This is a genomic window from Peribacillus simplex (assembly GCF_030123325.1).
GTDB lineage: Bacteria > Bacillota > Bacilli > Bacillales > DSM-1321 > Peribacillus > Peribacillus simplex_D.
Genome location: NZ_CP126106.1, coordinates 2,660,918 through 2,679,901 on the forward strand (window position 1 = coordinate 2,660,918; position 18,984 = coordinate 2,679,901).

Genomic DNA, 18,984 nt, shown 5'->3' on the forward strand with positions numbered 1-18,984 from the left:
ATGAATGTGAACAGAAAAAATGGACCGATGTATTTACAGATAAAAGAAATATTAAAGGATCGTATTTTACATGGGGTTTATGCCATCGACACAAACATTCCCTCCGAGCCTCTTTTGGAAGAAGAATTTAACGTAAGTAAGGTCACTGTCCGTAATGCAATCAAAGAACTCGTGCAAGAGGGGTATGTTGAAAAGAAAAGCGGCAAAGGCACTAAGGTCATAGCTAATGGTTCGATTGTCAAACTTTCCAAAGGAAAGCGTTTCACAGAGCTGTTGGTGGAGGAAGGGCACTCCATTTTAAAAAAGGTGTTAAACATAAGTCATGTTGACCTTTCTTCGGACACTAAGCTGCATTCTTTATTTGGTGACCATTGCATAAGTATCGAACGGATATATATATTGGACAATGAACCTTATATTTACTTTACACATTATGTTTCAATCGATATGAACGAAGAAGATATGAAAGAGGTCCAGATCAATTCTTTGTACCGCTTTTTGGAAGATCAAAACGTCAAACTTGAAACATTCAGAGATGAGTTTGCCGTTGCTATCGCTCCGGATCACATTTGCGAAACACTGAAAATCGAAAACAAGAGTCCTGTATTAAAAAGGATTCGGATTTCCAGTGATGGGGACGGAAATGTTATGGAATACAGTGAAGGGTATTACAACACGGCTAAACAGAACTACATTGTGACATATAATGAGCCGGTACAATAATCCAATTATTGTATCAGGCTGAATGTAAGCGATTTCAATAGGGTGGGGAGAACATATGGATCTATATTTATTAGGAATCACGCTGATAGCTATCGTAATTGTTATTTTGGGGGTATCATGGTGGAAATGGCATGCATTCATTAGCTTGACTGTAGCCAGTTTATTTTTAGCGGTTTTTTCTGGACTGCCGATGGACAAGATTGTAGGAGCATATGAAACGGGCGTCGGAGCGGTCCTTGGTCACCTTATTGGAATATTGGCTTTAGGGACCATCTTAGGAAAGATGATGTCCGACTCTGGAGCCGGTATGCAGGTTTCTGACTTTTTCATTAATAAATTCGGCGTGAAGAACCTGCCTTGGGCCATGCTTTTATCTGGTTTCATCATAGGCATTCCGGTATTTTTCGAGGTTGGTTTAGTAATATTGCTGCCTTTGGTCATTTCCATTCGGAAATCAACCAAAGTGAACATCTTGTTAATTGGTATTCCAGTACTTGCTGGTTTATCGATCGTACATGGGCTGGTACCTCCGCATCCGGGAGCCATGACAGCTATTGGAATCTATAATGCAAACATGGGACACGTACTTCTGTACTCATTGATCATCGCATTCCCGACTGCTGTAATCGCCGGACCTCTATTCGCAAAATGGGTTCAAAAACGGGTTATTCCTGTTGGTGAACCGGAATTGATCCGGGTGGTAACAAAGTCAAGTGGTTTACCAGGGACTGGGGTTTCGTTCTTCATCATCCTCTTGCCTGTATTGTTGATGGTTTTAACTGTCTTGGCTCCTTATTTGCCGCTACCGGGTTCCGTTGAAAAATTCTTATTGTTTATCGGCAGTCCGGTGATTGCCTTATTAATCTCCTGTTTTGCTGCTTACTACTTCTTGGGCTACAGACAGGGAATGGACAAATCACTAATTAAAAAGTTGACGGAAGAATGCCTATTGCCATTAGCCTCGATAATCCTTATTATCGGTGCTGGCGGAGGATTCAAGCAAATTTTAATTGATAGTGGCGTAGGGACTGCGATCGCTTCCATGTCTGAAGAAATTTCTTTATCCCCGATCGTTCTTGCATTCCTTGTGGCTGGATTGATTCGGATTGCCACAGGTTCTGCAACCGTCGCTTTGACCACGGCAGCTGGGATCGTTTCACCGGTCGTTGCCAATATGACGGGTGTTAATCTAGAATTGCTCGTAATTGCCACGGGAGCAGGCTCACTTATGTTCTCCCATGTTAATGACGCAGGTTTCTGGTTGGTAAAAGAATATATGGGACTAACCGTTAAAGAAACTTTCAAAACATGGACAGTCATGGAAACATTACTTTCCTTCGTGGCATTCGGTTTGGTTTTAATTTTCGATATATTCATTTAATTAAAGAAAATTTCTAAATGTCTGAATAAGTAACATTTACCTCCGTGAACTGTCTTGGGGTGACAGATCACGGAGGCTTTTATTTAGTCATGGAACATGACCGGTTTTACTCTTAACGATAGGTCATTGCGGAAACCAGAAACAAAATTCATTCACAATCGGAAGTAGTTAGACTATTGACAAGGGTGCAGTTTCATCCTGGAGACGTTTGTTTGGCTCCTCGAAGATATAAGTCCTGACAGAGACTTCTATATTGGAAGATTGACAGCTTCCCGTTTACATATTCATTCTGAATATAATCCAATAATTCATTGGCATGGTTAGGCTTTTGACGTTTTTCCTGAATATAATGGAGAATTAAAACTTCTATATTCACACACTCACCTTACTTGACAAGTATTTTTTTCCATTAACAATATAACATGGGCATTCAAAAAAATATCATTTTTTGAATATTTTAACTATCGACATATTTATACAAATAAAGGGATGATTTGGAATGGCGGTGGGAAATTTTATCGGGAAATGCAAAAAAAGGGTGATATGGTACCGACTTACTTTTAAGTCGGTACAAGGAAAAACCCCTGATAATTCAGGGGGTGGATTGTTAATTTAGGTGATAAGACTGATTTTACAAGGACTTCATGCTTGTATCTTTTGTACATGTATAGGTGATAAGCGCAGTTCTGCGGATTCTCTCTTAATGGAGAATAAATAAGCTCCCAAACCTAAGATGGCTGTAAAAATCAGCATGGCGATTGATGAACTGAAGTCCCCGCCAGACAAGTCACGAAGCCATCCCATGATATAGCTCGAAAAGCCGCCCATGATATTCGTGAAGCCAATTAGACCAGCGGCCCGTCCTGCCGTTTCAGGTGTTGAGTATTTTACCATGAGCATATTGCTTAGATGGAACACACCGCCTTGACATCCCATTGCCAGTCCCATACAAAGTCCGGCCAAAATAGGGTTGGGAATGAAAACAGCTACAGTCAAAAAGACAGCCGTCAATGAAAATAGAATCGTGGCCATCAAACTTGGACGTCTGGTTTTGTCTGCCAGAAAACCGCATGCCAAGACAAAGCCTAAAGCGAATAGCCAGGAAAGTGAAGTTATGCTCGACATTCCTTCCTTTTCGAATCCTTTTGCTTCAATTAGATATGTAGGAAGCCAAATGCTGATTCCGAAAAATAAGAAGGAGCATACGAGCATGCCGAACCAAACGATCCAGAAACGATAATCTTGGGCGAAACTTTTGTTCTCGGAGGGGGCGGTTTCTTTAATTTCATCATCCGTTTGGCGAATGAAAGCTAATTCCTCCTTACTTATACGGGGGTGCTCTTCTGGTGTATTTCTTGTCATAAAGATGAACATCGGGATATTTATAAATAAGTTGAAAGCTGCAAGCATAAAGAAAGCTGCTTGCCAGTGGAGTAAAGATATTAAGAGCACCAAAACCACGGCTCCCATTGCCGGTCCTAAATAGTTTCCGGTAAGCCAAGATGCCTGGGCCCTCCCCAATTCGCGTTTATTAAACCAGTTAGAAATGAGTTTTCCGGAAACCGGAATCATCATCCCTTCACCAAAACCAAGAATGACCCTGCTTATTAAAAATATTTCATATGAATTTGCCAGGCCTGACATAATCATCGTGAGTGTCCAAACGAATAAACCGGCGATGGCTGTTTTTCGGGCACCTAATTTATCAATGATGAAGCCCCAAAAAAGATTTGACACTCCATAGGCAATGGTGAATACAAAAGATAGAAGACCGATCTTTGCATTTTTGTCATCGCCTGTTATACCGAGTGCATGCAAGAATTCAGGATCTGTTTGAATGATGGAAATGCCAACCTTATCAATTTGTCCGAAAAACCAAAAGAAAAAAATTGGAACGGCAATATAAAACCATCTTTTTTGCCCTTTTAACATAATACCATCTCCTTGTCGCTTTTTAGCATTCCTTAAAACACTTACCATTGAGCATAAGTGAATTACGGTTTTCCCTTTATAAAGGTACTAGTTTTGATTTTTCATTTAAGAGCTTTCCCGCCTTCCTTTATAATTTTGATAGATAAAAAGTCACGGAAATGTTTTGTAAGGAAAACAAAGTTTTACTTTCTTAACGATAAATTAAAAAAAAATGATTGTCAATTTAATATTTAGACAATTTTTTATCTTTGGAATAAACAAACTTATAAGCGCTTTCACTTAAAACGAACTCTGTTTCATCCCATTGAGTAAATGGACACTATCAAGCAAGGACTTAAAAAAGGAAGTATTTAAAATCTTTTGTGTCAAAAAAACTAATTAATATCAAATTATTAAAAATTCTGACTTGTTGATATTGAATTTAAAATCAGGAAAATCTATAATTCATTTATATTGTTTTGTATATGAAATACTTAATATGGAAAAAATCATGATTTTGCAGAAAGTATCGATGTATTAAAATTCTATATTTGTTTCCACTTGTAAAATTGGTTATATTTGGTTTTATCGAGCTTTTCTATCGATACGTCAATTAAGCTAGGCCTTCCAAATAGTTTTATATATGTAAATATGCTTTAATTGACACATATACACTATTCAATTTAAACATGAAGAGTAAAGGGTAGAAGGGAAGCCAATTAGAAGAATGCCCGATTCATTATCTGAAAAAAGGGGAGTAAAAGCGCTTGTTATCCTGCATTGTTTGAGAAACAAGGAGATACCAGCTCGGTCATTCGATGGTCGGCTATCGCTCTCGATTTTACTAGCCGATTTCCTGAAGTGGTGAAGGCGTTGATCATATCTGATACAACTCATGAGGCAGCTGTTGCTAGTATGGAAGAAAGTAAACGGAAATTACTGAATGGATTATAATCCATCGAAACGTAGATGAGCATGCAAAGCAGAGGCAGTTCACTACGGCGCCCATGTTTTTGTCTAGTTAGGAAGTGAAAGCATCTGACTTCTGCAATTGCTTCCGTCAGGATACCGGTCATTTTCTTTCTCCTTTTCAAATTTGAACCAAGTGGACATCCTATCTTCAATATTTGTTCCGCCTTTGGTCTTGAGTGGTGAACTGATACTGAGTACGTTGATTCCGAGTTTTTCATTGTTCGGAAGTTCGGCCATTTATGTTATCAGCAGGATCCAGGTGTGTTCAATCATCATGGTGCGGATTTTACAGACAAAGGTATGCAACCATTGAAGTATGCATCAAAAATCATTCACCAAATGAACTTCCAGAAAAAAATGTACATATACTGCAAGTTCTTCTTTCTAGGTATGAAGAAAGCTTTAATGAATGTGAATATTCTGGAGAAAATGAGATTTATTCACAACAGGGGGGAATACTGGAATGGCAAGCGAAGAAAAAGAGAAAGAGAAATATAGTGCTAATTCATTGGTTAGAGGGTTGGAAATCATTAAGCTCTTTAATGAAGTACAGCCGAGTTTGTCTCTTTCAGAAATTGCAAAACAACTGGGAGTAAGCAGAACGGTACCATATCGTTTATTATTCACATTACAAAATATCGGTTATTTGTCTCAGGATGAACATACCAAACGTTATAGTTTAACGCCAAAGGTTCTTGAATTGGGATTCAGCTATTTGAATAGCTTGAAATTCCAGGAAATTGTCCAACCATATATGGAGAACCTGCGTGATGAAATCGGAGCCTCCTGCCATCTATCCATTTTGGATGGACAGGAAGTCGTTTATGTTGGAAGTGCCCCAATCAGAGGTGTATCCGCTGTCAATGTGAACATAGGTTTGCGGCTGCCGGCACATGCATTGGCCAATGGAAAATTACTTTTGGCATATCAACCGAAGGAAATGCTAATGCAAATGTTCAAAATCTCAAACCTGACTCCTTATACAGACAAAACACTCACCGCGCCGGGTGAATTTCAAAAACAGCTGGATTCGATACGGCAGAATGGTTATTCGATGACAAGCGGGGAATTCCACCCTGGCATCCGTTCTGTTGCCGCTCCGATTTTTGACAGGACTGGGAAAGTATTGGCCGCCTTGAATGTCGTGGCAACTGAGTCAGCTTACCAGGAGGATTTCATCGATAAAATTGCCTTGCCGAAACTTTTGGAAGTTTCTCGGCAGTTATCCGTTTATATGGGATATAGTGGGGTTAAGCCGTATCAACACGAGGATGTTTGAACATACTTGAGTCCCAATCTATTAATAAGTTAATAACCTCTTTCGAAAGTGTGGATCTCCCAATAGGGTATCCACACTTTTTTGTGTTTAAGGAAAGACGTTTATCCCAAAGGGCTGAGCGTTCGGATTATAAAAATAGTTTTAAATATTCTAAAAATTAATTGACAATGAAGCGGTTTCATTTTAGACTTAATTCATAGACAAAACAATGTTTTGCTTATGAAACATGATGCGATTTAGAAACAACCAATAAGGGAGGAATTTTAAAATGACAAAAGAAGCTTTTTCAGTAAAGGATTTTGAAAAAAAATATGTTGCCCGATTGAAAGACCGTTCGCTTGATTGGGATGTCTTGAAGTTCCAAGAAGAAATCGATCCCGCATATAAACGCGCACAAATGAGATATATCGGACGTGGTGCCACTGCCAATAACGATACGAATGTAATTAAAGGTGAACATTTCACATTAAGTACAATGGTGCTTCCTCCGGGATGTATCGGTCCTTTGCACCTTCACGACGATGTTGAAGAAGTGTTTTTCATTCTTGAGGGTGAGGTCACGGCATTAATTCAAGAGGACAGCTACAGTGAAGTGCATGAAATTAAATTAAGTGCGAGAGACTGCATCAGCAGCCCACCGGGGGTTTATCGGGGAATTAGGAATGACGGGGATGTAGAAGCGCGCATGCTCGTGATGTTAGGGGCAGTTAAGCCTAACTTACCGACATATCCTGAAGGCAGTGAACTGGAAGAATTGCGTAAACAACGCTCTAAAGAAAGAGAAGCCATCATTAAAGACTGATCATTTAGCCGAAAAGGGCACCTGCATTATGAAAATTAATGAGGCGCCCTTTTCGATTAGATTGTTAAATATGGCCCATGCAAATTATCTAAAGGGCAATCTAAATTATGGGAGGTATAAAAAATGCTTGGGATTACTCATTTACGACATATAAGCATGATAACTCCGAATTTCGACGATCAAGCAGAGTTTTATGAAAAGGTTTGGGGTCTGGATAGGGTGGATGTTCCGGAAGAGGAGAATACGGTTTATTTCCGCGGGGCCGGACCGGAACATCATATTCTAAGCCTTCACAAGGGAGAAAAACGAGGATTGCACCATATAGCCTTTGGCATGGTCGATAAAAATGCGGTGGACCGTGCAGCGGGGATATTACAATCGAAGGGCGTTCGAATTATTGAACAGCCTGGATATTTGGATGAAGCAGGTGCCGGTTATGGCCTGCGGTTTATTGATCCGGAAAACCGCGTGATTGAGCTTTCGGCTTGGGTGGAAGTGCAAACGTCTATTTGGAGCAAGAAAAATGTTGATCCAGTGAAATTGAATCATGTTGTAATGAACACGAAGAACTTAGATATGATCGTTGAGTTTTATACGGATGTACTTGGTTTCAAAGTTACTGATTGGAGTGAGCACCAAATGTCATTCCTACGGTGCAACAGGAAACATCACTCCATTGCCTTCAATCAAGATGAGCATGCTTCAGTTAATCATATCGCATACGAAGTCGATTCCGTGGATGAACTGATGCGGGGAATAAGCAATGTGCGAAAAGCGGGCTTGTCAGAACTTTGGGGACCTGGACGTCATGGGCCTGGAGACAATATTTTCTGTTATTTTCAAGACCCAGGCGGTTTTGTTATGGAGTATACATGTTACCTGGAAACGATCGAAGATGAATCGGAGTGGAGAGCACGTGTATGGAAACGGGTTCCGCATTTAATGGATCAGTGGGGGATTGCAGGGCCGCCGAAACCTGAAGCCCGCAAAGCAATGGGAGGAGATCCTGATCCGGGCTGGGTTGATTCTCAGATAGATGATTCAGTCATGGCGGAAAAATGAGGAGGATATTGCTTTCCTCCCATTATTCTTGCACATAGTTAGCTACTTGTATATTAAAGGACAGTGTTTAAGGAAAATGGCTTTGAAAAGGAGTGACGAGAGTGGACTTAGGATTGCAAGGAAAAGTGGCTGTCATTATGGGCGGCACGTCGGGCGTGGGATTAAAAACAGCAGAAATGTTTCTGGCTGAAGGAGCAAAAGTGGCTATATGCGGCAGAAGTGCAGAGCGTATGGAAAGTGCACAAACTCAATTGCTCGCATTTGGTGAAAAGGCAGATATTTTTGCATCAACATGTGATGTCACCTCAAAATCGGATGTGGATTCTTTCATTAATAGTACCGCTGAGAGTTTTGGCGGAATCGATATATTGGTGAATGCAGCCGGTCAAAGCGTGATGGGTCACTTTTTTGACATAACGGATGAGCAGTGGGAAGAACAGATTCAGTTAAAATTTTTTGCCATCATATATGCCGTTCGTGCTACGCATCCTCATTTAGTGAAAAGGGGAGGCGGGCGTATTATTAATATTAATGCAACGCTTGCTAAAGAACCTGAACGTCATATGGTAGCGACTGCAGCAGCAAGGGCTGGTCTCCTTAATTTAAGCAAAACCTTGTCCCAGGAATTGGCCTTTGACAATATATTGGTTAATTCAGTGAGTCTTGGATTGATCCGGACGGACCAATGGGAGCGAAGAAGATTGAAAAATGCGCCTGATATGGACCCGGAAGAGTATTACGGAGACCTTGCGAAAAAACGGAATATCCCTCTTGGTCGTGTAGGGGAAGCGGAAGAAGTGGCCAGTGTCATCGTTTTCCTTGCTTCAGACAAAGCAAGTTATGTAGCGGGTTCGACGATTGAGACTGCAGGAGCGATCGGAAAGGCACTATAAATACTAAAAAAGGTAGGATAATGCGATGAAAATACAAGAAGAAATAGAGTTTACGACCGCCGATGCCATCGTAAAGGAGCTGGTTCTAGCAGGTGTGGAAGCTGCTTTCGGGATTGTCAGCATTCACAATATGCCCATCTATGATGCAATTCTTAGAGAAGGGAGCATCAAACTCATTTGTTCACGCGGCGAGAGCGGTGCAGTCAACATGGCTGATGGATATGCCCGCGCAACTGGGAAATTGGGTGTAGTGATTACGAGTACCGGTACAGGGGCAGGAAATGCTGCTGGTTCACTGGTGGAAGCATGGGCAGCAGGTGTCCCCCTTCTTCATCTTACTGGTGAGGTGGCTTCTTCTTATCTTGGTACAGGCAAAGGATACATACATGAGTGTAAAGATCAGCTTTCAATGATGAGCGGAGCTTGTAAAAATGCAGTGAGGCTTAGAAACCCTGACCAATCTGCAGCAGTAGTAAGGAAGGCGATCCAAGAAGCGTTAACTGCACCAACGGGTCCGGTTACATTGGAAATCCCCATTGACTTTCAATCGGCGATCATAGAAGATCTTTCACTCGAAGGGCTAAGGGCTTCAACATCTGAAACAAATTCATTGCCATTTATTCCTGAACAAGCCTTGCAAAAAATGGTAGGTGCACGCCGTCCTGTAATATGGGCTGGTGGTGGAGTCATCAGTGCCAATGCTTCACAAGAGCTGCAAAAATTAGCCGAACTCCTTGGTGCAGCGGTTATAACCAGTCAGTCAGGAAAAGGCTCGATTCCAGAAAACCATGAACAATGCATCGGACATTTTGCGGCATATGAAACGACAAAAGAGTTTTTAAGAAATGCAGATTTATTGATTAGCGTCGGTGTAAGGTTTAGGGGGAATGAAACATCCAACTGGAAAGTGCCGGTCCCACAAGAACATATAGCGATCGATGCGGATTGGCAGGCCATTAACCGTAACTATAAAGCCACGTTAGGATTGGTTGGTGATGCAAAAGATATGTTAGCTGCCATCATTCAAAAGCTCGAAGAACAATCAGTTCAGGCTGAGCCTTCTTATTTAAAAGAAGTTCTTTCGCTTAGAAATGAAGTTCGCGCTCAACTCAGGGAAACGCTTGGGCCTTTTGAGCAATTTGCAGATGGCATGAGGGAGATATTACCAGACGATACCATTTTAGTTCGTGATGTAACCGTACAGGCAAACGTTTGGGGCAGCCGCTTATTTGAAATCTATGAACCGAGAACATCCATTCATGCATCAGGCGGCGGAATTGGTCAGGGTCTTCCTACAGCGATCGGTGCCCAAATGGGGTGTCCGGATAAAACCGTCGTACTTATGGCTGGAGACGGTGGGTTTATGGTGAATGTCGGGGAAATGGTCACGGCATCCGAAGAAAACTTACCAGTTATCATTATATTGTTCGATGATTCAGGCTATGGGGTTCTTCGCAACATTCAATCAGCTGCATATGGTCGGCAGGTAGCCGTGGATTTATTGAGTCCTGATTTTGTGAAATTGGCTGAGTCCATGCATTTTGATGCTGTCCGTATTGGGTCTGGAGATGAATTCATATCCGAACTGGAAAAGGCAAAGAAAAGACGTAAACCTTCAATGATCGTTGTTGATATGGAAGCTGTAGGGCCTATGGCCAAGCCATTTGGAGGACCGCCAGGAGCTGCGGAAGCGTTCAAGCCCAAAAAACTATAAGGAGGATTGAAAAATGATTTCGACATACCCATTTGTTTCAGGAAAATACCTAGTTAATGGAGAATGGAAAGAACCGGCGGATAAAGTCGATGTAGTAAATCCGGCATATACATCGGAAGTAGTTGGCCAGGTGGCTAAATGCTCTGAAGAAATCGTGAATGACGCGATTGAAGCGGCAGAAAATGCTTTTGAAACGTGGTCTCGCTCTGATATTGGGGAACGGGCTAACCGGATGAACACTGCGGCAGAAGAACTTTCAAAAGTAATCGAGGAAAATGTTACAGTTTTTGTACGTGAAAATGGCAAAACACTTGTTGAAGCTAAAAAGGATTTACTGCGCTGTGTGGAAGTCATGAAGGGCTGTGCAGCAGAATTACTTGATTGGTGGAAGCCTGAAGTGCTCCCTGGAAATCAAAAAGTCCAGATCCGAAGAAGGGCAAGAGGTGTCACGGCAATTATCACACCGTGGAACTCACCAATGATATTAACCTTTAAAAGGGTCATACCTGCTGTTTTGGCAGGCAATGCCGTTGTCGTAAAACCTGCAACGAATTGCCCGTTAACGATAATGACCTGTTTAAAAGTAGTTGCTGAACATTTTCCTCCAGGAGTCATCAATATAATCTCCGGATCAGGAAAAGCAATCGGCGACAAACTATGTTCCGATTCACGCGTACGGACATTGGCGTTTGTCGGAAGTACGGAAACCGGAAAAGATATCATGCAGAAATCAGCTGGAAATCTGCAAAAAGTATATATGGAACTTGGCGGAAATGACCCTGCCATCATTTTGGAAGATGCCAATATGGATGAAGCCGCTATCAAACGTTTGAGGATGGGGATTTTACGGGCGGCGGGTCAGGTCTGTTCTGCAGTAAAAAGAGTGTACGTCCAAGAATCACGTTATGATGAGGTTGTGGAAAAGCTGACCAAAGAGTTTAGCCGGATGGTAATTGGTGATGGAATTCAGCCTGACGTGACTATGGGTCCATTGAATAATAAAGCACAATATGACTTTGTGAATGGCTTGATCGAACGTACCGCTAAATCAGGAGGAAATATAATCACGACTGGCATTCAGCTGAATCCTGAGACTTGGGATAAAGGTTATTATATGCTTCCTTCCATTATTACTGGTGTCGATCAGCAGAGCGAATTGGTTCGGGTAGAACAATTTGGACCCATCATTCCAATTTTACCTTTCAATGATATTGATGAAGCTGTAAAATTAGCGAATGATAGTGAGTTTGCGCTGCGTGCATCTGTTTGGACCGAGAATGAAGATATCGCTGTCGAAATGGCTGATCGCCTCGAAGCTGGTGCGGTTTTCCATAATAATCATACCGTTTTCAGCGACTTGGCTCTGGATTTCCCTGGCTTAAAAGAAAGTGGTGTTTCGCGGGAAACAAGACATTGCGGTTTGGAATTCTTTGCGGACTCGTACGGGTTTGCTGATTGAGGAAGGATGAAACTACATGAAATTAGGTTTAATCGGGTGCGGTAATATCGGGAAATTTCTGCTTCAGGCCATTAATAACGACGGGCTACTTCCAGGTGGGAAAATCGTTGCGATTTATGCCCGCCGTGAAGAAATCGGGGCACAACTAGCTGAAGAATTCGGGACACAGCCATTTAGGGATGTCGATGAACTCCTTAAATCCGATGTAGATTTAGTCATAGAGGCTGCAACGATTGAAGCAGCTGAAGAGTATGCATTGAAAGTGCTTAAAAGCGGGAAGGATCTCTTGCTGAGCAGTATTGGCGTGATGGCGAATCCTGCCTTTGAAGAACAATCAAATCAGATTTGTAAAATGAATAACGTGAATATTCTCCTTCCGTCTGGTGCGATTGGAGGTCTCGATGTACTAAAGTCTGCAAAAGCGGTGAATGGCCTTGAATCTGTTTGCATCACCACTAGAAAACCGCCAAACGCATTGCCTGCAGGTTCTACAGTGACTGAAGAAACGGTATTATTTGAAGGATCTGCTGCAGAAGCGATCAAACAGTTTCCGAGAAACATTAATGTTGCGATTGTGCTGTCCATGGCTGGTCTTGGATCTGAGAAGACGAAAGTGAAAATCATTGCCGATCCAAATGTGTTAAAAAACAATCACCTGATAGAAGCGTCAGGTTCGTTCGGGAAACTGAAACTGGAAGTGGAAAATGATCCGATGCCAAATAATCCGAAAACGAGTTATCTAGCGGCATTAAGTGTTTTGGCTACTCTGCAAAATAAGGAAAAGAGCGTTCAAATTGGGTAAAGACTTATGATTTAAAGCTTGGAAGGGAGAGAAAAAGTATGCTTAAAACTGATAAATCCTTAGATGAAATGTCGAAACAGCAAGTTATTAACTATCTGACCGAAACGGTTAAACCAGAGGAAGGCGCTATACCTGCATACCTCCTTGGAGACCCAAAGGTTTATGATATAGAACATGAAAAAGTGTTTTTGAAAACATGGGTTTTTATAGGTCATGATTCTGAAGTACCCAACAAAGGAGACTTCATGACCCGTGAACTGGCTGGCTACTCGCTCATCATCACTCGTGATGCAGAAGGGGAAATCAGGGCGTTTTATAATATGTGCACACATCGCGGAATGAAACTATGCCGTGCAGATAAAGGGAACAAGTCATTATTTACGTGTCCCTACCATGGGTTTAATTTCAAAAACACTGGTGAGCTTGTAGGGGTGCCATTACAAAAGGACATATATGGGGGCAATCTTGACCGGGCGGAAATGGGCCTTCACAAAGTGAAGCTTGAATCCTATAAAGGTCTTTTATTTGGAACTTGGAATGAAGATGCAGAGCCGCTTGAAGAGTTTCTTGGAGACATTAAATGGTATTTGGATATACTCGTAGGTCGTGCAGAAATGGAAGTAATCGGGGTCCCGCAAAGATTCGTTGTCAATTCAAACTGGAAGGTTGGTTCCGATAACTTTGTTGGTGATTCCTATCATACGATGGTCACACACGGATCCATTGCCAAACTGGGCATGGTGCCCAATGCTACCTATTCAAAGCGTGGTTTTCAAATCCATACGGATAACGGGCATGGACTGAACTTAGGGACACCTAACCCAGACTTCGCTTTCCCGGAAGAATTGAAAGATGAATTTAAAACTAATTTGTCTGAAGAACAATATGGAGTGTTATCAAACTTGAAGAATATGATTGGGAACGTTTTCCCCAACTTATCATTTTTAATATCCCATACAAAAATCAAAGACCAATTCATATCCAACACTTCAATTAGGATGTGGCGGCCAATCGGTCACAATAAAATGGAAGTGATCGCTTGGATGCTCGTGGAAAAGAACGCTTCCCAAGATTGGAAAGATAGATCAAGAGATTCATTTATATTGACCTTTAGCCCATCAGGTATTTTCGAACAGGATGATACGGAAGTGTTTACGGATATTACTGAAGCAGCCCAAGGCCCAATGCCTTTCCTAAAGAATTTAACCTACAATTATACAATGGGGCTTCATCGTGAACCAGTTGATTTTATAGGACCTGGTGTTGCTTATGATGATAAATTCACTGAAGCGAGCCAAAGGAATTTTTACAAGTACTGGCTTGAATTAATGACGAAATGATAAGCGGGAGGGGGAACGGAAATGAATGTGGAGAAAATGTTGCTCAAATGTGAATTTGAACAGTGGCTGTATGATGAAGCTCAACTATTGGATGATATTGAATTTGATGATTGGTTCGATTTAATGCACTCCAGCTTGCGTTATCAAATGCCTGTACGTGTAAATAAAGAAGGTGTGGAACGCCCGGATTATTCAACGGAAATGTTTACATTTAATGATGATATTGAGCTGCTTAAACTGCGCGTGGATCGTTTGAAAACGGATTATGCTTGGGCGGAAATACCGCCGTCAAGAACACGGCGTTTTGTCTCTAATGTACGTGTTAAAGACTATGTTGAAGGTGAAAAGGCAGTCGTCAAGAGCTATCTGCTTATCTATCGAAGCCGCAGCACGGATATTCAACATGATTTGATTTCGGGGGAACGAAATGATGAATTCATTTTCGAAGAAGGTAAGTGGAAACTTTCCAAAAGGATATTCATTGTTGATCAATCAACGATAAATACCAGAAATCTTGCTATCTTCGTATAATATTGACTTGGATAAAAAGAGATAACGAGGAGGCTGGTTCCAATGGCAATGGCGTTAAAGGATAAAGTAGTGTTGATTACCGGGGGCAATTCAGGTATCGGAGAGGCTGTCACTAGACGTTTTATACAAGAAGGGGCAAAAGTCAGCATCATCGGACGCTCGATCGAAACGCTAAAGAAAATGAAAGAGGAATTTGGTGAAGAGATTCTCATTAACCAAGGCGATGTAAGCAAATATGAAGACAATGAGAGGGCTGTACAGGCCACAGTCGAGCAATTTGGAAAGCTGGACGTTTTCGTTGCTAATGCAGGTGTCTTTGATGGATTTGCTAAATTCGCCGACGTAACTCCCGATGCACTTTCCGAAGCATATGATTTTCTGATCGATATTAACGTTAAAGGATCTTTCTTCGGTGCTAAAGCCGCTCTTGAAGAATTGCAAAAATCGAATGGCAATATTATTTTCACCGTATCCGGTGCCAGTTTTTATCCGGATGGCGGCGGGGTGTGGTACACGGCAAGCAAGCATGCCCAAATAGGGCTGATGCGCCAACTTGCCTTTGAACTCGCTCCTAACATCAGGGTGAATGCTGTAGCGCCTGGTGGCACTCTGACAGCATTATCGGTCATCCCTCCCCTACGTCCATTCGTTAAAATAGTCGATAATGAAACGAAGGCTAACAGCATTAAAAAAAGAAACCCTCTTCAGCTTGCACAGATGCCCGAAGATCATGTAGCTGCATATGTCCTGTTAGCATCGGACGCAGCGCGTGCAATTACCGGCGAAGTCATCTCCAGTGATGGAGGGTTGTCAGTTCGCGGTCTGGGTTGAGTTCATTACAAAATAAACTATGGGAAGAAGGTTTATAAGGATGGCTGAATCACTATTGGGCAATAGGAATATTAATCAACTCGCATTTGTTGTAAAAGATATTGAGGCTGCAAATATAGATTTCACAAGACTGCTGGGGATAAAGAAGGCAGAACCATTTCTAACCGGTGACAGTTCTGTTTCGAAAGTCACTTTTAGAGGTGTACCAACGGAATCACAATCCAAACTGGCTTTTCTGAATACACCAACCGTCCAATTTGAACTAATAGAACCCGATAAAAATCCAGGAACGATGCGTGAGTTCCTGGATGAAGTAGGTGAAGGGATCCACCATATAGCTTTTGATGTAGACTCTATCCAAAAGAGGCTGCCAATCATGGAGAATAGCGGATATCCAGCTTTGCAAACGGGTGAATTCACTTCAAGTGACGGCCGATATGTATATGTGGATACACTGGATGATCACAAAACATTAGTTGAACTGCTTGAAAGTGCAGAGCCAAGAAAAACGGCATGGGAGAAACCGGAAGATGCAAGCGTTCAGCCGCTATTAGGGACTAACAAAGTGGAACAGCTTGCCTTAGTTGTAAACGACCTGGATGCGGCTGCAGATGCATATTGTAAGTTGTTGGGGATAGAAAAACCTCCCATCATTCATTCTGGTTCAACCGATATTACAAACGTGATCTACAAAGGGAAGCCCACTGAAGGAAAATCAAAATATATGTTCATCGATACCCCGTTGATTCAAATTGAATTGATCGAACCGGGAGAATCACCTAGTACGTGGAAAGATCATCTTGAAACATATGGTGAGGGCGTTCACCATATCTCTTTTGTCGTTAAAGACATGGAGGATAAAATGAAGATGTTAGAAGAAATGGGCTATCCGGTCATACAGACAGGTAACTTTTTTAACGGAAAAGGCCGATATGCCTATATGGATACAACATCGACCTATAAAGTAATTATTGAATTGTTAGAACGTTTTGATGAGTAAACAAGTAATTATGGAACATCAAGAGGTTTCCGGATACAAATGTCAGAGTGCTTGGAACTTACATATTTAGGAATAATGAACTCCAGTGGTCATTAATCGAAAACCTAGCCATTTTCCCTCCTAATAAACTGATTAACTTACTGGACTAGTGAAACCGTAAAAAGCATATACAAGGCAATGGGCAGGAAGGGGACTTCAACCATGGCCTTGTACGGTTGGCATAATAGTGACAAATTTAACAAAAAAACAGGAAAAAATAATTGACAAATAATTCGGAATATAAATATTATTAAAGGTAGTTATTGGCTTGGGAATTTTTTAAGCTAAGGTGTATACATGTATGCAGGTGAAAATGTCATTTTTTCTAGGGAGCAAGAGGTTAAAAAAAATTGTAAAATTGGGGGCTGGAAAAATGGAGATATCCGGAAAAATAAAATTTGATTATAGCGCAGAAGTGATTTGGGAAGCCATGCATAATCCGGAATTGCTCAAGAATGCCATTCCAGGATGTCAAGACCTTTCATTGGTTGCAGCTGGCGAATATGATGTTGAACTTAAGCTTGGTGTTGCAGCTGTAAAAGGTGACTACACGGGAAAGGTGAAATTGAAGGATTTGGAAGTGCCTTATCAGTATATTTTAAATGCTGAAGGCAGCGGGAAGCCAGGTTTTGTTTCTGCTGAAATGGACTGTAAAATCATTCCTGATGGTGATGGTTGTCAATTGATTTGGGAATGCAACGCAGATATTGGTGGAATGATCGCTAGTGTGGGAAGCAGGGTTATTGGTGGTATTGCAAAATTCATGGCAGGTAAATTCTTTAAAGATATGGAGAGACAGTTAAAAACTCATCAAAGAATTTAATGCCGGTCATTCAAACCATTTAAACGGTGTATCTCGAATGGAGGGGTTCCTATCAAACCAGCTAAGTTTAATTACCTTCGGCCTTCGAGTTTGGAAGAAGCTGTGCACTATTTATCAGAATACGGGGAAGATGCGAAGATTTTATCCGGCGGACAAAGTTTGATCCCATTATTGAATATGAGACTTTCAACGCCAAAGTACCTTATTGATATAGGCAGGGCTGAGGGGTTGAGCTATATACAAGAAGAAGGTGAATCACTGGTCATCGGTGCTTTGACGAAACACAGGGAAATAGAAAAATCAGAGTTGGTTAAGAAGAAGTGTCCATTGTTATCGGAAGCGATACGGTGGGTAGGCCATGAACAAATACGCAATCGGGGAACTGTTGGTGGCAGTATCGCCCATGGTGATCCATCTGCGGAGCTACCATGCGTTTTAACCGCTTTAAGAGGAGAAGTAGTCATCGCCGATGTAAACGGCGAAGAAATAGTAAGCCCTGAAGAGTTCTTCCTTACCTATATGCTTACATCCTTACAGCCGGATCAATTGGTTAAAGAGATTCGGTTCCCGATATTAAAGCCGACTAGTGGATCGGCATTTGTTGAAGTGGCCAGAAGGCATGGGGATTTTGGTTTGGTCGAGGTGGCTGCAGTAGTTGATCTAAGTGAAAATGGAAGTTTTTCTGAGGTTAAATTAGCCATAGGTGGCGTGAATTCCGTTCCTACAGCTTTAGGGGATGTGGAAAGGCTTTTGGTTGGAAAGGAACCGACTGAGGAGATTTATAAGGATGCGAGTGTTTTAACAATGGAGATGATCGAACCTGAATCCGATCTCCATGGTACAGCTGAATATAGAAGGGAACTATCTGGTACGATGGTCATCCGGGCCTTAAAGCAAGCGACCATTCGTGCACAAGGGGGCAGGGTGATGTGATGGATGGAGTGAAGATAAATCTAAAAGTAAACGGACTAGCTATATCGAGGGAAGTAGACTCTAGATTGCTATTATCGGATTTTATCAGGGAGAGCCTGTTCCTTACTGGAACACATATTGGCTGTGAACATGGAGTTTGCGGAGCTTGTACAATCCATGTTAACGGTGATCCAGTCCGCTCATGTTTAATGCTTGCAGTCCAAGCGGATGGATGTGAAGTCAAGACGGTGGAGTCACTTATCCAGGAGAATGGGAAGCTTAATCACCTACAGCAAGCATTTTCGGATAATCATGCCCTGCAATGCGGGTTTTGTACACCGGGCTTTTTGATGACTGTTTCAAGGCTCCTAGAAGATAATTTGAATCCAGGTGAAGAAGAAATAAGAAAATGCATTTCAGGAAATTTATGTCGATGCACCGGTTACTCCAACATTATTAAAGCTGTGAAGCAGGCTGCGCAAACTGTGTCCAATTAAGGAGGGAGCAGGC

General features: G+C 41.8%; 19 protein-coding genes. 16 read left to right on the plus strand and 3 right to left on the minus strand.

From position 1 onward, the window contains the following. Both QNH43_RS12620 and QNH43_RS12625 read left to right on the plus strand, forming a co-directional pair. On the plus strand, nt 1–723 hold the full coding sequence (locus QNH43_RS12620) for a GntR family transcriptional regulator (protein WP_283918098.1): 723 nt from the start codon (nt 1–3) through the stop codon (nt 721–723). 55 nt (nt 724–778) lie between these two features. Further along, nucleotides 779–2,104 carry a GntT/GntP/DsdX family permease gene (locus QNH43_RS12625; RefSeq protein ID WP_283918099.1) on the plus strand — a complete coding sequence of 442 codons (1,326 nt, stop codon included), beginning with the start codon at nt 779–781 and terminating at the stop codon, nt 2,102–2,104. 193 nt (nt 2,105–2,297) lie between these two features. On the opposite strand, the gene yppF is transcribed toward QNH43_RS12625, so the two are convergent. The 3 genes from yppF to QNH43_RS12640 form a co-directional block, all read right to left on the minus strand. Next, a complete protein-coding gene (yppF, locus tag QNH43_RS12630; RefSeq protein WP_076371344.1) occupies nt 2,298–2,480 on the minus strand; it encodes a YppF family protein in 183 nt (60 codons plus the stop codon). 266 nt (nt 2,481–2,746) lie between these two features. Then, nucleotides 2,747–4,036 carry an MFS transporter gene (locus QNH43_RS12635; protein ID WP_283918100.1) on the minus strand — a complete coding sequence of 430 codons (1,290 nt, stop codon included), beginning with the start codon at nt 4,034–4,036 and terminating at the stop codon, nt 2,747–2,749. An 872-nt stretch (nt 4,037–4,908) separates the two neighbouring features. After that, nucleotides 4,909–5,091: a hypothetical protein gene (locus QNH43_RS12640; RefSeq protein ID WP_283918101.1), complete on the minus strand. Its 183-nt coding sequence runs from the start codon at nt 5,089–5,091 to the stop codon at nt 4,909–4,911. 359 nt (nt 5,092–5,450) lie between these two features. Here QNH43_RS12640 and QNH43_RS12645 point away from each other — a divergent pair, with 359 nt between their 5' ends. From QNH43_RS12645 to QNH43_RS12710, 14 genes are all read left to right on the plus strand, one after another. Further along, nucleotides 5,451–6,266, plus strand: a complete 816-nt coding sequence (locus tag QNH43_RS12645) for an IclR family transcriptional regulator (RefSeq protein ID WP_076371338.1) — start codon at nt 5,451–5,453, stop codon at nt 6,264–6,266. A 268-nt stretch (nt 6,267–6,534) separates the two neighbouring features. Next, the gene (locus QNH43_RS12650) at nt 6,535–7,068 is read left to right on the plus strand and encodes a cupin domain-containing protein (protein ID WP_076371336.1); all 534 of its coding nucleotides are present in this window, start codon (nt 6,535–6,537) and stop codon (nt 7,066–7,068) included. 123 nt (nt 7,069–7,191) lie between these two features. After that, nucleotides 7,192–8,130 (plus strand): VOC family protein, encoded by a 939-nt coding sequence (locus QNH43_RS12655; protein ID WP_076371334.1) that lies wholly within the window; start codon nt 7,192–7,194, stop codon nt 8,128–8,130. A gap of 101 nt (nt 8,131–8,231) precedes the next feature. Continuing rightward, on the plus strand, nt 8,232–9,023 hold the full coding sequence (locus tag QNH43_RS12660; protein ID WP_283918102.1) for an SDR family oxidoreductase: 792 nt from the start codon (nt 8,232–8,234) through the stop codon (nt 9,021–9,023). A 25-nt stretch (nt 9,024–9,048) separates the two neighbouring features. After that, the gene (locus QNH43_RS12665) at nt 9,049–10,737 is read left to right on the plus strand and encodes a thiamine pyrophosphate-binding protein (protein WP_283918103.1); all 1,689 of its coding nucleotides are present in this window, start codon (nt 9,049–9,051) and stop codon (nt 10,735–10,737) included. Between the two features lie 13 nt (nt 10,738–10,750). Continuing rightward, the gene (locus QNH43_RS12670) at nt 10,751–12,196 is read left to right on the plus strand and encodes an aldehyde dehydrogenase family protein (RefSeq protein ID WP_283918104.1); all 1,446 of its coding nucleotides are present in this window, start codon (nt 10,751–10,753) and stop codon (nt 12,194–12,196) included. A 16-nt stretch (nt 12,197–12,212) separates the two neighbouring features. Beyond that, nucleotides 12,213–12,998: an aspartate dehydrogenase gene (gene nadX, locus QNH43_RS12675; RefSeq protein ID WP_283918105.1), complete on the plus strand. Its 786-nt coding sequence runs from the start codon at nt 12,213–12,215 to the stop codon at nt 12,996–12,998. A gap of 38 nt (nt 12,999–13,036) precedes the next feature. Then, nucleotides 13,037–14,338, plus strand: coding sequence for an aromatic ring-hydroxylating oxygenase subunit alpha (locus tag QNH43_RS12680; RefSeq protein ID WP_283918106.1), 1,302 nt, complete (start codon nt 13,037–13,039; stop codon nt 14,336–14,338). A gap of 21 nt (nt 14,339–14,359) precedes the next feature. Further along, nucleotides 14,360–14,869 (plus strand): aromatic-ring-hydroxylating dioxygenase subunit beta, encoded by a 510-nt coding sequence (locus tag QNH43_RS12685; protein ID WP_076371322.1) that lies wholly within the window; start codon nt 14,360–14,362, stop codon nt 14,867–14,869. A 42-nt stretch (nt 14,870–14,911) separates the two neighbouring features. Further along, nucleotides 14,912–15,700, plus strand: a complete 789-nt coding sequence (locus tag QNH43_RS12690) for an SDR family NAD(P)-dependent oxidoreductase (protein ID WP_241588720.1) — start codon at nt 14,912–14,914, stop codon at nt 15,698–15,700. A 40-nt stretch (nt 15,701–15,740) separates the two neighbouring features. After that, nucleotides 15,741–16,700 (plus strand): VOC family protein, encoded by a 960-nt coding sequence (locus QNH43_RS12695; protein WP_283918107.1) that lies wholly within the window; start codon nt 15,741–15,743, stop codon nt 16,698–16,700. Nucleotides 16,701–17,112: 412 nt separating this feature from the next. Then, on the plus strand, nt 17,113–17,562 hold the full coding sequence (locus QNH43_RS12700) for an SRPBCC family protein (RefSeq protein WP_283918108.1): 450 nt from the start codon (nt 17,113–17,115) through the stop codon (nt 17,560–17,562). Nucleotides 17,563–17,613: 51 nt separating this feature from the next. Next, complete coding sequence (locus tag QNH43_RS12705; RefSeq protein WP_283918348.1) at nt 17,614–18,495, plus strand: FAD binding domain-containing protein; 882 nt, start codon at nt 17,614–17,616, stop codon at nt 18,493–18,495. After that, the gene (locus QNH43_RS12710) at nt 18,495–18,971 is read left to right on the plus strand and encodes a (2Fe-2S)-binding protein (RefSeq protein ID WP_283918349.1); all 477 of its coding nucleotides are present in this window, start codon (nt 18,495–18,497) and stop codon (nt 18,969–18,971) included. The genes QNH43_RS12705 and QNH43_RS12710 overlap by 1 nt, the downstream gene beginning before the upstream one ends. The last annotated feature ends 13 nt before the right edge of the window (nt 18,972–18,984 follow it).

Coding starts and splice junctions, on each gene's coding strand:
- QNH43_RS12655 (WP_076371334.1), top strand. CDS start 7,192: ATGCTTGGGATTACTCATTTACGACATATAAGCATGATAACTCCGAAT.
- QNH43_RS12635 (WP_283918100.1), bottom strand. CDS start 4,036: ATGTTAAAAGGGCAAAAAAGATGGTTTTATATTGCCGTTCCAATTTTT.
- QNH43_RS12665 (WP_283918103.1), top strand. CDS start 9,049: ATGAAAATACAAGAAGAAATAGAGTTTACGACCGCCGATGCCATCGTA.
- QNH43_RS12670 (WP_283918104.1), top strand. CDS start 10,751: ATGATTTCGACATACCCATTTGTTTCAGGAAAATACCTAGTTAATGGA.
- QNH43_RS12685 (WP_076371322.1), top strand. CDS start 14,360: ATGAATGTGGAGAAAATGTTGCTCAAATGTGAATTTGAACAGTGGCTG.
- QNH43_RS12650 (WP_076371336.1), top strand. CDS start 6,535: ATGACAAAAGAAGCTTTTTCAGTAAAGGATTTTGAAAAAAAATATGTT.
- QNH43_RS12680 (WP_283918106.1), top strand. CDS start 13,037: ATGCTTAAAACTGATAAATCCTTAGATGAAATGTCGAAACAGCAAGTT.
- QNH43_RS12700 (WP_283918108.1), top strand. CDS start 17,113: ATGGAGATATCCGGAAAAATAAAATTTGATTATAGCGCAGAAGTGATT.
- QNH43_RS12625 (WP_283918099.1), top strand. CDS start 779: ATGGATCTATATTTATTAGGAATCACGCTGATAGCTATCGTAATTGTT.
- QNH43_RS12640 (WP_283918101.1), bottom strand. CDS start 5,091: ATGACCGGTATCCTGACGGAAGCAATTGCAGAAGTCAGATGCTTTCAC.
- QNH43_RS12645 (WP_076371338.1), top strand. CDS start 5,451: ATGGCAAGCGAAGAAAAAGAGAAAGAGAAATATAGTGCTAATTCATTG.
- QNH43_RS12690 (WP_241588720.1), top strand. CDS start 14,912: ATGGCAATGGCGTTAAAGGATAAAGTAGTGTTGATTACCGGGGGCAAT.
- QNH43_RS12695 (WP_283918107.1), top strand. CDS start 15,741: ATGGCTGAATCACTATTGGGCAATAGGAATATTAATCAACTCGCATTT.
- QNH43_RS12710 (WP_283918349.1), top strand. CDS start 18,495: ATGGATGGAGTGAAGATAAATCTAAAAGTAAACGGACTAGCTATATCG.
- nadX (WP_283918105.1), top strand. CDS start 12,213: ATGAAATTAGGTTTAATCGGGTGCGGTAATATCGGGAAATTTCTGCTT.
- QNH43_RS12620 (WP_283918098.1), top strand. CDS start 1: ATGAATGTGAACAGAAAAAATGGACCGATGTATTTACAGATAAAAGAA.